Below are 13503 nucleotides of genomic sequence, written 5' to 3'. Positions count from 1 at the left end.
GTCTCTCAGTTCTGCGGCGTCTCGGGCGTCTCGGGCGTCTCGAGCATCTCGTCGACGAGGCTGATGCCGCCCGAGGAGTTCGCCGACATCATCAGCTGCTCGACCCACTTCAGGTTCAGCTGCGGCGCCTCGGGGTCGTCGAACGTGAAGCGCAGCGGAATCGAGGGGTGCAGCCAGATCGTCGACCGCCCGTTCTCGTCGCCGTCGCCGTGCCGCCACGACAGCGTGAAGCTCTCGTTGCGGCGCAGCTTCGTGGCGATCGCCACCTTGAGGTGCGCGAGCGCGCGGTCCTCGATGCGGATCGGGGAATCGGAGCCGCCGTAGTGCAATGAACCCATGGTCGAAACGATAGTCGCGGTCGCACGACGTCGGCCGGAGCGACGGCTACCAACGGCATCCGAGTCGCGCAACCCCCTCAGGATCGGCCGGGATCGGGTCTACCGTCGAGCGCATGGACGAGCCGAGGACGAACACGAGAGCACGCATCGACATCGATGGCCGCGAGTTCCTCCTGGACGGCGACCGCGACCTGTTGGAACTCATGGGGCGTATCGAAGCCGCGGCCCGATCGGAGCCCACGTTCGTCGACATCTCCGATCGCAACGGGCTGGTGAGCGTGCTGGTCTCGCCGGGCGCTCGCGTCGTCATCTCGGTCGAGCACGTGAGCTCGGTCGCGCTCGTGGAGGAGGCTCCCGTGCACCCGATCGCCGACTGGGATCTCTGAGATCAGTTGATGATCTCGGCGCGCTCGTCGCCCTGCAGCGCCGCGAGCTTGCGCCGCCACTCGGCGAGCGCCTCGGGCGCCGACCGCACCCAGTCGTCGACCTCGCGCACGACCCGCAACCCGGCGGCGCTGCGATAGGAGCGAGTGGGGTTGCCCGGGAACTTCTTGTCGGTGACGTTGGGGTCGTTCTCGAACTCCCCGGTCGGCTCGACCTCGTACACACGGGGAGCACGGTCGCCGGGGGCGAGCTCGGCTGCAAGACCCGCGCCGTTCGGCATCGCCGTGAAGTAGATGTGGTTCATGACGATCTCGGGGCGATAGTTCGAGGGGAACCCCGCGGTCAGCAGATCGCCCGGCCGCAGATCGGCCTTCGTGCCGTGGAAGAACGGTCCGTCGTCGAGTGCGTCGCTCACGCCGACAGCCTATGCCGGAGCTCTCGCCCACCGATCGTGACAACCGTCAGCGCCCGACGGCGACGATGACGGCTCCGATCGCGACGGCCGCGCCGACGACGACCGCGCCGAGGGGGAGGACGTGCGAGAACCTCTCGCCGCGCCCGACCGAGCCCGGATAACGACGCGTCGCCTCGGATGGGGTGAGCGGATCCGCGATCGTGACGGGAGCCCATCCGCACCTCGCGAGGTCCGCGACGACGGCCGCATCACGCGGGGTGAACGTCGCGACCACCGCACCCTCCCTCCGCAGGACGACCCGTGGTCTCGGCGCCGTCGCCACGCGTGACGGCAGGATCAGGTCGGCGAGCACCACGACCTCGTCCACGTCCGCGATCTCCACGACCCTGCGACGACCCCACACCCGCCGGATCACGAGGCCGTGCGCATCGACCGTCGCCTCGACGAAGGGCACGGTGAGGACGGCACCGACGACCCACAGCACGGCGGCGATGCCGCCGATCGCCAGAAGGATGCCCAGCCCACCGGCATCCGATCCCGTGCTCCGCCACGCCACACCTGCCCCGACGAGCGCGGCGACGCACACCGCCCCCGTGATCGCGAGGAAGACACGACCAGCCAGCACCGACACGGGCACCGTCCTCTCTGCGGACGACCCGATCGCCGAGGCATCCGTCCTCACCAGCATGACGGATGCCCCGCACTCATCGCTGCGGCAGCTCGACCGTCTCGTTCTCGCCCTCGTAGGGCTCGCCGGTGATCTTGGACTTCACGAAGCTGAACAGCGAGGCGATCTTCCCGCCCGGGCTGTCCCAGTACTCGGCGGATTCGGCAGTGAACTTCAGCAGGCCCACCTCGGGGTCGTCCGGCCCGTTCGTGAACCAGGCTTCGACCGTGGGGCTCCAGAGCTCGCGCACCTTCGCCGGGTCGTCGACCAGCTCCGCGGTGCCCGAGAGCGACACCCACGAGTCGTTCGAGCTGAGCGAGACGCCCACCCGCTCGTCGGCCTGCGCGTCGAGTACGAGCGTGGCGCTCTTCGACACGAGGAACCACAGGTCGCCGTCGAACTCGGCCTCCTGCACGGTGAGCGGATGCGAGACGAGTCGCCCCTCGGCGTTGCGCGTGGTGAACATCGCGAAGCGGAAGTCCTTGAGGAGCTCGGCGACCCGCTGGACGGGTGTGGTGTCGGTCATGAGAGTGTCCCTTCTGCGCCACGATTCGCGCGGCATCCCGGCCATCCTGCGACGAGCGGATGCCGGCGCCGAGGGGGTTGCGATTCCGGCCGAGAGGGCATAGCGCGACGCGCGATGGTTGCGCAATCAGCGCGCGTCGCTTCTGCCAGACTGGGATGGTCGAGGGGAACGACGAGGGAGAGATCGATTCGATGACTGCAGGAGCCGCCGAAGACCTCGAACGGTCACTCGCCTCCGCGCGGGACGACGACGACTGGACCGGGGTGATCGGCATCCTGGGCTCACGCTGGAGCGACCTCTATCAGGACCATCCGCAGCTGCTGATCCGCACGATCGAGTCCCTGCCCCCGGCCGTTCTCGAGGCGCACCCGCGCCTGCGCTTCGCCGAGGAGCACCTGCGCCGACGGTCGAACCGGATTCCCGAGCGGCGCGCCTACCCCGACATCCTCTCGGACGACCCCGGTGCACCGCCGCTCGACCGGCTCGCCGCCCTCACCGGCCGCATCGCGACCGCGCGCGGCGACGGACGCCTGGCCGACGCCGCCGCGTCCGCCGACCAGGCCGTGGAGACCCTGCGCGCCGTCCCCGTCGAGATGGTGCCCACCTTCGCGAACGCCCTTCCCGAGCTCCACTACCACTGGGCCGTGACGTACTTCCTCGCCAGTCGGTTCGACGATGCGCTCGAGCAGTTCGCGCGCAGCTACGACTGGGCCGAGTCGGTCGACAACCGTCTCGTGCGCACGACGTCCGGGGGCGCCAGCGCCCTCATCCACGCGCTGCACGGTCGCGGGCGCGACACAGCTCGATGGCTCAGCCGGCTCCCGGAGGTTCCGGCCGATGCCTGGTGGGCCGCGGATGCCCCGGCCGCCGGCCGCATGGCCGATGCCGTGCTGCACATGGATCGTCTCGAGATGGACGCCGCGCGCGGCATCCTCGACGGGATCGACATCACGCTGTCGCTCGATTTCTGGGGCCCGTACTTCGCACTGCGCGCCTACAGCACCCCGCCGGATCGGCGCGACGAGGCCCAGGTGCTGATGTCGGAGTTCGACTCCTTCGTCTCCGGCCTCGCCCCGGAGTACGCCCAGGTTCCCGTGAACGCCGAATACACGGCCATGGTGCGCTATCTGCTGCTTCTGCTGCTGCACCAGCCCGACCGCGCGGCCCGGGAACTCGGGAGCACCGCGCCCGATGCCGATGCGAGCGTCGTGGCGCAGACCGGTGCCGCTCTGCTCGCGCGCCGTCTGCTGCAGCGCGAACAGCCCGCCGCCGCGCGCAGCCTGATCGCTCCGCTCCTGCAGGCGTCGAGCGCTCGGCCTCGCGTGATCATCCCGGCCCTCGTCATCGCCGCCGAGACGGGCTCGCCCTCGCAGCGCGACGACCTGTTGCAGCGCGCCGCAGCGCTCGCCACCTGGAACGGCCTCTACTCCGCCTTCCCTTCGGCGTCGACCGCCGCACGCCGGACGCTCGCCGACCTGCTCGAGGAGCGCGGCGAGCCCGGGATCGCCGCCCTCCTGCGCGGGCTGTCGGAGACGACGGCCGTCGCCGGGACCGAGGCCCTCACCCGCCGTGAAGCCGCGGTCGTGGCGTCGGCCCTGGCCGGGCTCTCAAACACCGAGATCGCCGCGAAGCAGCACGTGAGCGTCAACACGGTCAAGTCGCAGCTGCGCGGCGCGTTCCGCAAGCTCGAGGTCTCGAGCCGTCAGGAGCTGATCGAGCTGTTCCAGCTCGGACGCTGAGCCGGGGCAGAAGCTGAGCCGGGGCGGACGCTGAGCCGGGGCAGAAGCTGAGCCGGGACTCAGGTGCACGGGATAGCGTCAACGGGTACGACCACCGCGATCCCCGACACCTGAGGACACGATGAGCCGCATCGCCCCCGCCCTGGAAGCATCCGCCCCCGCCTACGACGGTTTCGTCGGGTGGGTGCTGAGCCTCATCGAATCGCTCGGGGAGGTGGGCGTCGGCATCGCGATCCTCATCGAGACGTTCGTGCCACCGATCCCCTCGGAGGCGATCCTGCCGGTCGCCGGGTTCCTCGCGTACGAGGGCCGGATGAGCGCGTGGGGCGCATGGGCGGCGGCCACTCTCGGCGTGCTCGTCGGCGCACTGATCTGGTACGCGATCGGCGCCGCGGTCGGGCGCGACCGCACGCGTCGGATCGTCGGGCGCATCCCGCTGCTCGACTACGACGACTTCGACAAGGCCGAGGCGTTCTTCGCCCGCTGGGGCGGCGGGGCGGTGCTCTTCGGACGCTGCGTGCCGCTCGTGCGGTCGTTCATCTCGATCCCCGCGGGCATCGAGCGCATGCCGCTGTGGAAGTTCACGCTCTACACGCTGATCGGCTCGGGCATCTGGAACGCGATCTGGATCGGTCTCGGCTTCGCGTTCGGCCCGGCCATCAAGCCGGTGCTCGAGGAGTGGAGCGGCCTCATCTCGAACATCGCGGTCGGGGCGATCGCGCTGCTCGTGCTGGTCTTCATCGCCGTGCGCATCCGGCGGCGGCTGCGCGAGGGCTCGACGCGACGGATGCCGCAGCCCGACGCCGAGTGAGCCCTCCGCGAGTGAGCCCTTCCCGAGTGCCCCCTCCCCGAGTGCATCGATCGGTGCGAAATGTCGGTCATGGCGCCTCGTCGCCGACGTTTCGCACCGATCGATGCACTACGGGTCAGCCGTCGGCGGCGCGCGCGGCCCGCTTCGCGTCCTGGAACACCCGGATCGCCTCGTAGCGCTCCGCCGAGCGCGCCTGGCGCTTGGCGGCCTCCTCCTGACGATTCTTCGGCGGCGCCGAGGTGACGAGTCCGTCGAGCAGACTCCGCACCGACCGCTCGATCTCGGCGATCGCCCGGTCGAACACCTCCTGGTTGGCTCGCGACGGAGCGTTCGTCCCCGAGATCTTGCGCACGAACTGCAGAGCGGCGTCGTGGCATTCGTCGTCGGATGCCGGGGGCTCGAGGTTGTTCAGGGGGATGATGTTGCGGCACATGCCAGCCAGGCTAGATCGCTGAGCGGCGGAGTCAAGGGGTGGCGGCGCGGCCACGGCATCCCGCGCATCCGACGCGCCCACCCGTTCGCACGGGTCTACCCCTCCGAACGGGTGGTCAGCCGCGCGCGATCGCCGCGAGCTCGACCCGCGAGGTCGCCCCGGACTTGCGCAGCAGGTTCGAGACGTGGAACTTCACGGTGTTCTCGCTGACGCTGAGCGTGTGCGCGATCTCGCGGTTGCGTCGACCGGCGGCGATCAGCCGCAGAACGTCGCGCTCGCGAGGACTGGCGTCGATCGCGGCGGGCAGGTCGCCGGCATCCGCGGGCGGGTCGAGGGGCAGGCGGATGCCGACCTCGGACCCCCAGCCCGGGGTGGCCGACACCGAGAAGTCCCCGGCGAGGGCCGACACCTGCTCGCCGATCGAGCGCAGCGTGTCGTCGTGGGTGGTGAGGTCGCCGCGGCCGTCGTCGCGGATGCCGATGAGCAGGTTGAGGCCGTCGCAGTCCCACTGGATGCGCACGCGCCGGGTGTCGCCGCGGTCGACGATCGCCAGCACGGTGCTGCGCACGATGGCTCGTGCGGAGTGCGCGATGTCGCCGGGGAGAGCACGCCCGTTGGCGGGCGGTTCGACGAACTGCACGTCGAGCTCGCTGTACCGCACGAGTGGGCGCAGGTCTCCACGCAGCCGTTCGAACGCCCCGGTGACCGGCTCGAGGCCCGCCCCCTGCTCGTCGTTCAGAGTGCGCAGCCCCACGAGGGCACCGGCGGCGACATCGACAGCGATCGTGCGCGCCGCCCGGTCGTCGAGGCGGGTCGAGCGCAGCGTCGCGAGCAGGGACTCGAGCGTGAGCGCGTACCGGTCGCGCTGCTCGGCGAGCGCGCGGGAGTGATCGGCGGTCAGGCGGCGCGACGTGGTCTGCGCGGTGCGGTCGGTGCGGTCGGTGGCGCTCATGGGCACCCACTCTATCCCGCCCCCTCCTTTCAGGTAGGGGGAACGGTCCCGAGGCAGGAGCGCCCGACGATCGGATGCTGGCGAGGCTGGGTACATGCCCCTCACCGCCACCATCTCCCCGGGAGCGGCAATCTCCCTCGTCGCCAACGAGCTCCTGCACGCCGCCGAGCGCACGAGCGTCGCGAACGCACGACAGCTCGACGACCTCGCCGCCCTCCTCACCGACGCCGACCGCGTCTTCGTGATGGGCGCGGGCCGCTCGGGACTCGCTCTACGCATGACGGCGATGCGCCTCATGCACCTCGGCCTCGAGGTGCACGTGGTCGGCGACACCACCACTCCGGCCATCGCGGCGGGCGACGTGCTGCTCACCGCGAGCGGCTCGGGCACCACGGAGTCCATCGTGCGCGCGGCCACCCGCGCCTCCGAGATCGGCGCACGCGTCGGCGTGATCACCACCGCCGAGTCGTCGCCCCTCTCCGACCTCGCCGACGTGCGCGTGCGGGTGCCCGCGGCGCAGAAGCTCGACCGCAGCGCCGAGGCGTCCGCTCAGTACGCGGGCGGCCTGTTCGAGCAGATCGTCGTCGTGATCGGCGACGGGCTCTTCCACGCGCTCTGGCAGCGCCAGGGATCGAGCGCCGACGAGCTGTGGCCGCGGCACGCGAACCTCGAGTGACCCGCACCGCCCCTCACCCCTCGAACCATCCCCAGAAGAACGGAACACCCATGAAACTGCAGTTCGCCATCGACACCCTCAGCACCGAGAAGGCCCTGGAGCTGGCCGCGGCCGCCGCGGCGCACGTCGACATCCTCGAGCTCGGCACGCCCCTCATCAAGAGCGAGGGCCTGTCGGCGATCACCGCGCTCAAGGAGGCGCACCCCGACAAGGTCATCTTCGCCGACCTCAAGACGATGGATGCCGGTGAGCTCGAGGCCGACATCGCCTTCGGCGCGGGCGCCGACCTCGTGACCGTGCTCGGCGCCGCCGACGACAGCACCATCGCCGGCGCCGTGAAGGCCGCGAAGAAGCACGGAAAGGGCATCGTCGTCGACCTGATCGGCGTCGCCGACAAGGCCGCCCGCGCCCAGCAGGTCATCGGCCTCGGCGCGGAGTTCGTCGAGATGCACGCCGGCCTCGACGAGCAGGCGCAGGAGGGCTACTCCCTCGACAGCCTCCTCACCGACGGCGCAGCATCCGGCGTCGCGTTCTCGGTCGCGGGTGGCGTGAATGCGTCGAGCATCGCCGCGGTGCAGGCATCCGGTGCGCAGGTCGCCGTCGCCGGCAGCGCGATCTACAGTGCCGACAACGTCGGCGACGCGGCGGCAGCGCTGCGCGCGGCGATCGTCTGACGGTCTCCCCACCCCTCGCGCGCCCTCTTGCGAGCGCATCGATCGGTGCGAAATGTCGACTTCCATTCCCCAGAATCGACGTTTCGCACCGATCGATGCATTTCGGGATGCCGCCGGGCCTCGACGTGCGCGCGTCAGGCCTCCGAGCGCGACTCCTCGAGCGACGGGTAGTCGGTGTAGCCCTCGGCGGTCGAACCGTAGAACAGCTCGGGACGGGGCTCGTTGAGCTCGGCCCGCGTGCGCCAGCGCTCGACGAGGTCGGGGTTGGCGATCACGGGGCGCCCGGCGGCGACGGCATCCGCCCAACCCTCGTCGACGAGTTCCACGGCCTCCTCACGGGTGGTCGGGGTCGCGAAACCGGAGTTGACGATGAGCGGGGCCTTCGACGCCGCCCGGATCGCCTGCACAAGATCGGCGCGCGGGTCGGCGTTGAGCACGTCGACGAACGCGAGTCCGAGGGCGGCGAGACCGTTCGCGACGGCGGTGTAGGTCGCCCGCACGTCGGCGTCGTCCTCTTCGAGCACGCCCTGGATGTTGTGCTGGGGAGAGAGACGGATGCCGGTGCGCTCCGCGCCCACCGCCGCGGCGACGGCGCGGGTCACCTCGACGGCGAAGCGCGCACGGTTCTCGGGGGATCCGCCGTAGGAGTCGGCGCGCACGTTCGACACCGGCGAGAGGAACTCGTGCACGAGGTAGCCGTTGGCGCCGTGCACCTCGACCCCGTCGAAGCCGGCCGCGATCGCGTTGCGCGCCGCCTGGGCGAACTGCTCGATGACCACGGGGATCTCGTCGAGGGTCAGCGCGTGCGCGACGGGCAGGTCGACCTTGCCCTCGGGCGTGCGGGTCTGGCCCGGAGCGGCGAGCGCACTGGGGCCGACGACACGGTCCTCACCCGAGATGAGCGGGTGCGAGACGCGTCCGCCGTGCATGAGCTGCATGACGATCGTGCCGCCGGCCGCGTGCACGGCGTCGGCGACCCGACGCCAGCCCTCGATCTGGGCGGGCGTCACGACGCCCGGCTGGCCGGGGTACGACTTGCCCTCGGCCGCGGGCCACACACCCTCACTGATGATCAGGCCCTGGCCCGCGCGCTGGCGGTAGTACTCCACCATCGTGTCGGTGGGCACGCCGGCGTCATCTGCGCGCGTGCGGGTCAGCGGCGCCATGACGACGCGGTTGGACAGGTTCAGGGCACCGAAGACGGCGGGATCGAAAAGACTCACACCGGGAGTCAAGAGGCGTCGGCCCCTCCGTATTCCCGATGGCGGTTCCCGATGGCGGTGCCCGATAGCGGCGGGATCGACGGGCGTCAACCCGATGCGCCACTCCGCGCCGCCCGCCTACCGTGGGAAGAGACGATCACGCCGAGGATCTCGACGACGATCGGCACCACGGGAGACGGGAACCGATGCAACCGCCGCGCACGCTGACCACCTCGATCGTGATCCCGGTGAAGGACGACGCGGATCTCCTCGCCCTCTGCCTCGCCGCGCTCGCCGGTCAGACGACGCCGGCGGACGAGATCGTCGTGGTCGACAACGCATCCAGCGACGCATCCGCCGTCGTCGCCCGCGCGGCCGGTGCCCGCGTGATCACCTGCGCCGACCCCGGCATCGGCGCCGCCGCGGCCGCCGGGTACGATGCGGCGCACGGCGATCTGATCCTTCGCCTGGATGCCGACTGCGTCCCGGGCGCGGGATGGGTGGACGAGGTCTCGCGCGCTTTCGCCGCCGCGCACGACGTCGCCGCGTTCACCGGTCGGGCGCACTTCACCGACGGCCCGACCGCTCTCCGCGCTCCCCTGGCCGCGCTGTACCTCGGCGCCTACGCGGCCGTGACCGGGCTGGCGCTCGGACACCGCCCCCTGTTCGGTTCGAACCTCGCATTCCGCCGCGACGCCTGGCTCGCGGTGCGCGACGAGGTGCACCGCCAGGACCCCGAGGTGCACGATGACCTCGACCTCGCCTTCCACCTCGGCGAGAGACACCGCATCCGCGCGCTCCCCGGACTGTCGATGGGCATGTCGATGCGCCCGTTCACCGGCGGCCACTTCGGCCGGCGCGTGCACCGCGGCATGCGCAGCGTGCTCGTGCACTGGCCGCACGACTTCCCGCCGCTGCGGTGGGGACGGATGCTCGCCCATCGCACCCGCCGACGCACGTCGTCGCCCCGCGGGAGCCGCCGATGAACGCCGACGCGACGCTCATCGGCCCGACCGCCCCGCCGGAGCTGCACGTGATGACGCTCAACGTGCGCCGCGCGATGGAGGGGCCGCTGATCGCGCGCGCCGATCGCTGGAGCACGCGTGCTCCCGCCGTGCATGCGCTCCTCGCCTCGGAGCGCCCGACGCTGCTGGGGCTGCAGGAGGCGCTGCCCCGTGTGATGCCGTCGATCCGGAGAGCGCTCGGCGACGGCTACCGGTCGCTGGGACGCGGACGCGGGCGCGGGGGAACGGGAGAGGGCACGCCGCTGCTCTACGACGGCACGCGCCTGCAGCTCGTCGACGGCGGCCAGCGGGCGCTGTCCGACCGCCCCGACGTGCCGGGGTCGACCGGGTGGGGCAACGCCATCCCGCGCATCGCCGTATGGGCCGAGTTCGTCGACCGCTCGACCGGAGCGCGCCTGCTCGCCGTGAACACGCACCTCGACCCGTTCTCGCGGCGATCGCGGCGCCGATCGGCCGCGGACATCGCCGCCTTCGTCCAGGAGCGGGGCATCCCCGCCGTCGTGACGGGCGATCTCAACGCCGATGTCCGCTCGGCCTCGGTGCGCGCGCTGTTCGACGGAGAACGGCTGACCGATGCCCGGGCCGTCGCCGACGTGCACCTCTCCCCGCAGTGGGGGACCTACACGCATTACCGACGCCCCCGGGTCGGGGGCCGCCGCATCGACGCGATCGCGGTCACACCCGGCGTGCAGGTGCGCGCGGTGGGGGCGAACGCGTGCACCTTCGACGGGGTGCATCCGTCCGACCACCTCGCGGTGCAGGCGGTGATCCGCGTCGGCGCCGTCGACGCGAGCAGTGCGAGGAGAACGACACGATGAAGGAAGACTTCCTACGCCCGCCGCGCACCGCGGCGGAATGGGCGGCCGACGGCCTGCGCGTCGTGGGGGTGCTGGCGGTGATCGCCGCGGCGGTGTGGCTGAAGCCCACCGATGCGGGCATCGCCGCCCTCGCGCTGCCCGCCCTCATGCTGCCGCGGATGCTCGGACTGCGGCCCTGGTTGGACGTCGTGACGTGCGTCGTGGTGCTGGTCGCCGCGTGGAGCAACGTCCTCGACCTCTACCGCACGATCACGGGGTGGGATCTGCTCCTGCATGGCGTGTGCACCGGCGTGCTCGCGATCGTGCTGGCCGTCGTGATCGAGCGCACCGGGGTCGCCGCACTCACCCGCGACGCCGGGGTGCGACCGCGCACGCCGCTCGTGATGCTGCCCCTGCTCGCCCTCGCCATCAGCGCGGTGTGGGAGATGATCGAGTGGGTGGGATGGGCCTTCCTCAGCGACGACATCTTCGTCACCTACCAGGACACGATCGGCGACATGGTCCTCGGCGGAGTCGGCGGCGTCCTCGCCGGTGCGCTTCTCGCCTGGACTCGGGTGGAGCGGAGGGGCGCGCCGACCGTCGCAGCGTGAGGAACCACCGCAGCGTCCTCAGGACCCCCCGCACCGCGCCGCTGCGCACGTGAGGATCGTCCCCTCGAACGAGCCCGGCGCGGTCGACGCCGACCGACGCGCGCCGACCGCGAGGAGCGGACGATCCCGGTCGTCGACGGAGAGAGCGAATCCGCCCGTGGATCCGGCACCCGAGGGAGCGAGGCCCGTGAGCGGGACCGCCGTGCGATCACGGCACGCCTCGTCGTCGCATGAGACGAGCGCGACGTTCGCGTCGCGGTCGATCGTGCCGATGAGCGGACGCCCGCTCGCGTCGATCACGAAGGCGGGAATGTGCAGGAAGGCGAGGTGCTGCGCGACTTCCGTGACCACGGCATCGGCGCACACTTCGTCTGCGCACGAGAAGAGCCGCAACACGTCACTCCCCCGGGCACGCGACAGGATCACGGGGGATCCATCGGCTCCCCGCTCCACCTGGGCGCCGTAGGCGAAGTCGAAGTCGTGCTGGGCCTGGTCCGCCGTCGCATCCCCACCCGTCGCATCCCCACCCGACGCATCCAGCGTCTCGACGGTCCACGCGCCGTCGACCGTCGCCGTCAGGAGCCGGAGCGGACTCCCGTATCCGTCGGCCTCGCGCTGCACGAGCGTCACGGCGGCGGACTCGCCGTCCTCCGCGCCCACGACGTCGAGCGTGGTCGCATTCGTCGTGCTCAGGGCCCACTCGATCGAAAGCTCGGTACGGTCACTGCTCGAGCATTCGGCATCCGCGCAGAAGTCCAGCGCCAGCGTCGCGTCGTCGCCACTCCCCGGCGGGCGGATGACCGAGGCGATCACGGGCAGCGCACCGCGAGAGTCGACGGCCACCGCCATGCGGGACTCGTTGCTGCGCGCGAAGACGGAGTCCCCACCCTCGAACACGGCCTCGACGCTCGAGAGCGTCCGCACCTCACCCGGCAGACCGCGCTCCGGTGCGTCGTCCGATCCGCTCGCCCCGGACATCGTCGACCATTCCGCGAGTTGCTCCGTGGAGCTGTGGGTCACGCGCAGTTCGAAGCTGCCGGAGGAATCGTCGGCCCCCTCGACCGGTATCCACGACGCCGAAAGGACCCCGCCGTCGGCGGCGCTCGCGATCGCGGATGGGAGGATCGACGCCATCTCCCGAACGGGACCGCAGGCGTCGTCGTCGCATGCACGCACCGTCGCGTCCTCGCCGCCGAGACGCGAGAGCAGGACGCTGCCGCCCTGCCACCCGACGATCTGCGGCGACGTCCACACACGGTGCACGTCGGCGGCGGCGAACGCCGGGACCTGCCACGGATTCAGCGCGACCAGCGCACCCGCGAAGACCGCGGGAGCCAGGAGGACGGCCACGCCGGGCAGCATCCCGCCGCGGCCGGTGCGCGCGGGTGACCGCTCCGCACCCACCGCCCCCTCGTCCGGGGTGAGTGGCGCGTCGGAGCGCAGCGCGGCCCCGCGCACCGCGACCGCAGACAGGAGCACCTGGACCACGGCGGTGGAGACCAGCGCCAGCCCCGCGGTCACGACCGGAGTCCACCAGCCGGGCGGGAGCGTCGACGCCAGCCACCCGATGACCAGCACGATGATCCCGGTCGACACGGCGGTGAAGACGAGGGCGAAGCGCGGACTGCCGAGCGGCTCGGCCGCGCGCCCCTGGAACGCCCGCGGTGACCGCCATCCTGCCGCGAGGGCGGCGCCGATCGGATGCGTGCCCGCGACGAGCAGCGGCCACGCGAGCGCCAGCGGGGCGAGCACGATGACGGCGATGAGCAGCACGATCGCGGCGACGATGCCCAGCACGGGCTGGACGCTCAGGAGGATCGAGACCAGCAGGAGCACGCTCGCCGCGACGAGGGAGACCGCCGCTGCGATCGCCACGGCGCCCGGACGCCGAGCGGCGCGAGCCCACGCCGCTCGCGCCGAGAGACGGCGACCGTCGACGCGGGCGAGAAGCGCGGAGGTCGCGGCGGTGAGGCCGAAGGCCTGGGCGAGAGCCAGGACGACGGTGAACGCGGCAGCGCCCACGAACTCACTCGGGCTCGCGGCCACGAGGGCGGGAGCGTGGTTCACGATCGACAGGTCATCGGCCGCCACCGTCGTCGCGACGCCTCCGGCGACCGCGGCGGCCAGCGCCGACGGCACGGCGTATGCGAGCAGCGGAGAGGGATCTCCGAACGCGAGAGACACCGCCCGCGCGGGCCCGAACACCCGCCGCGTCGTCGATGAGTTCTGCATGTCGCCCCCGCTTCGTCACCG

At 71.7% G+C, this 13503-nt stretch carries 16 protein-coding genes; 8 read left to right on the top strand and 8 right to left on the bottom strand.

Annotated features, from left to right (window positions below; genetic code table 11):
• Window positions 1-5: 5 nt before the first annotated feature.
• Window positions 6-338: a hypothetical protein gene (locus ACI2JZ_RS10020; RefSeq protein WP_404597397.1), complete on the bottom strand. Its 333-nt coding sequence runs from the start codon at window positions 336-338 to the stop codon at window positions 6-8.
• Window positions 339-451: 113 nt separating this feature from the next.
• On the opposite strand from ACI2JZ_RS10020, the gene ACI2JZ_RS10015 reads away from it, so the two are divergent.
• A complete protein-coding gene (locus ACI2JZ_RS10015; RefSeq protein WP_247624631.1) occupies window positions 452-724 on the top strand; it encodes a hypothetical protein in 273 nt (90 codons plus the stop codon).
• 2 nt (window positions 725-726) lie between these two features.
• On the opposite strand, the gene arr is transcribed toward ACI2JZ_RS10015, so the two are convergent.
• Genes arr through ACI2JZ_RS10000 form a run of 3 tightly spaced genes read right to left on the bottom strand, consistent with a single transcriptional unit; the run spans window position 727 to window position 2330 of the window.
• Window positions 727-1137, bottom strand: coding sequence for an NAD(+)--rifampin ADP-ribosyltransferase (gene arr / locus ACI2JZ_RS10010; RefSeq protein WP_404597396.1), 411 nt, complete (start codon window positions 1135-1137; stop codon window positions 727-729).
• Window positions 1138-1183: 46 nt separating this feature from the next.
• On the bottom strand, window positions 1184-1825 hold the full coding sequence (locus ACI2JZ_RS10005; protein WP_336641824.1) for a hypothetical protein: 642 nt from the start codon (window positions 1823-1825) through the stop codon (window positions 1184-1186).
• A 16-nt stretch (window positions 1826-1841) separates the two neighbouring features.
• On the bottom strand, window positions 1842-2330 hold the full coding sequence (locus tag ACI2JZ_RS10000) for a pyridoxamine 5'-phosphate oxidase family protein (protein WP_247624628.1): 489 nt from the start codon (window positions 2328-2330) through the stop codon (window positions 1842-1844).
• A 191-nt stretch (window positions 2331-2521) separates the two neighbouring features.
• On the opposite strand from ACI2JZ_RS10000, the gene ACI2JZ_RS09995 reads away from it, so the two are divergent.
• Window positions 2522-4069 carry a LuxR C-terminal-related transcriptional regulator gene (locus ACI2JZ_RS09995; protein WP_404597395.1) on the top strand — a complete coding sequence of 516 codons (1548 nt, stop codon included), beginning with the start codon at window positions 2522-2524 and terminating at the stop codon, window positions 4067-4069.
• Window positions 4070-4190: 121 nt separating this feature from the next.
• The gene (locus ACI2JZ_RS09990; protein ID WP_404597394.1) at window positions 4191-4880 is read left to right on the top strand and encodes a DedA family protein; all 690 of its coding nucleotides are present in this window, start codon (window positions 4191-4193) and stop codon (window positions 4878-4880) included.
• Between the two features lie 115 nt (window positions 4881-4995).
• Here the strand turns inward: ACI2JZ_RS09990 and ACI2JZ_RS09985 are convergent, their stop codons facing one another.
• Together ACI2JZ_RS09985 and ACI2JZ_RS09980 are read right to left on the bottom strand one after the other, a co-directional pair.
• Complete coding sequence (locus ACI2JZ_RS09985; RefSeq protein WP_404597393.1) at window positions 4996-5313, bottom strand: DUF2277 domain-containing protein; 318 nt, start codon at window positions 5311-5313, stop codon at window positions 4996-4998.
• A gap of 115 nt (window positions 5314-5428) precedes the next feature.
• Window positions 5429-6265: a LuxR C-terminal-related transcriptional regulator gene (locus tag ACI2JZ_RS09980; RefSeq protein ID WP_281732852.1), complete on the bottom strand. Its 837-nt coding sequence runs from the start codon at window positions 6263-6265 to the stop codon at window positions 5429-5431.
• A gap of 94 nt (window positions 6266-6359) precedes the next feature.
• Between ACI2JZ_RS09980 and hxlB the strand changes: the two genes are divergently transcribed.
• Together hxlB and hxlA are read left to right on the top strand one after the other, a co-directional pair.
• A complete protein-coding gene (gene hxlB / locus ACI2JZ_RS09975; RefSeq protein ID WP_247624624.1) occupies window positions 6360-6941 on the top strand; it encodes a 6-phospho-3-hexuloisomerase in 582 nt (193 codons plus the stop codon).
• Window positions 6942-6991: 50 nt separating this feature from the next.
• Window positions 6992-7615 (top strand): 3-hexulose-6-phosphate synthase, encoded by a 624-nt coding sequence (gene hxlA, locus ACI2JZ_RS09970; RefSeq protein WP_247624623.1) that lies wholly within the window; start codon window positions 6992-6994, stop codon window positions 7613-7615.
• Between the two features lie 134 nt (window positions 7616-7749).
• On the opposite strand, the gene ACI2JZ_RS09965 is transcribed toward hxlA, so the two are convergent.
• Window positions 7750-8838 carry an alkene reductase gene (locus ACI2JZ_RS09965; RefSeq protein ID WP_404597392.1) on the bottom strand — a complete coding sequence of 363 codons (1089 nt, stop codon included), beginning with the start codon at window positions 8836-8838 and terminating at the stop codon, window positions 7750-7752.
• 185 nt (window positions 8839-9023) lie between these two features.
• On the opposite strand from ACI2JZ_RS09965, the gene ACI2JZ_RS09960 reads away from it, so the two are divergent.
• The 3 genes from ACI2JZ_RS09960 to ACI2JZ_RS09950 are packed head-to-tail and all read left to right on the top strand — an operon-like array spanning window position 9024 to window position 11250.
• Window positions 9024-9803, top strand: a complete 780-nt coding sequence (locus tag ACI2JZ_RS09960) for a glycosyltransferase (RefSeq protein ID WP_404597391.1) — start codon at window positions 9024-9026, stop codon at window positions 9801-9803.
• Entirely contained in the window at window positions 9800-10660 is an 861-nt protein-coding gene (locus ACI2JZ_RS09955; protein ID WP_404597390.1) for an endonuclease/exonuclease/phosphatase family protein, read from the top strand. The genes ACI2JZ_RS09960 and ACI2JZ_RS09955 overlap by 4 nt, the downstream gene beginning before the upstream one ends.
• On the top strand, window positions 10657-11250 hold the full coding sequence (locus ACI2JZ_RS09950) for a hypothetical protein (protein WP_404597389.1): 594 nt from the start codon (window positions 10657-10659) through the stop codon (window positions 11248-11250). The genes ACI2JZ_RS09955 and ACI2JZ_RS09950 overlap by 4 nt, the downstream gene beginning before the upstream one ends.
• An 18-nt stretch (window positions 11251-11268) precedes the next feature.
• On the opposite strand, the gene ACI2JZ_RS09945 is transcribed toward ACI2JZ_RS09950, so the two are convergent.
• Window positions 11269-13482, bottom strand: a complete 2214-nt coding sequence (locus ACI2JZ_RS09945; protein WP_404597388.1) for a hypothetical protein — start codon at window positions 13480-13482, stop codon at window positions 11269-11271.
• Window positions 13483-13503: the final 21 nt, after the last annotated feature.

Origin of the sequence: Microbacterium sp. NPDC087868, from assembly GCF_044900755.1 — a bacterium.
In the GTDB taxonomy this organism is placed as follows: Bacteria; Actinomycetota; Actinomycetes; order Actinomycetales; family Microbacteriaceae; genus Microbacterium; species Microbacterium galbinum.
This window is presented reverse-complemented; position numbering and strand designations above follow the sequence as displayed.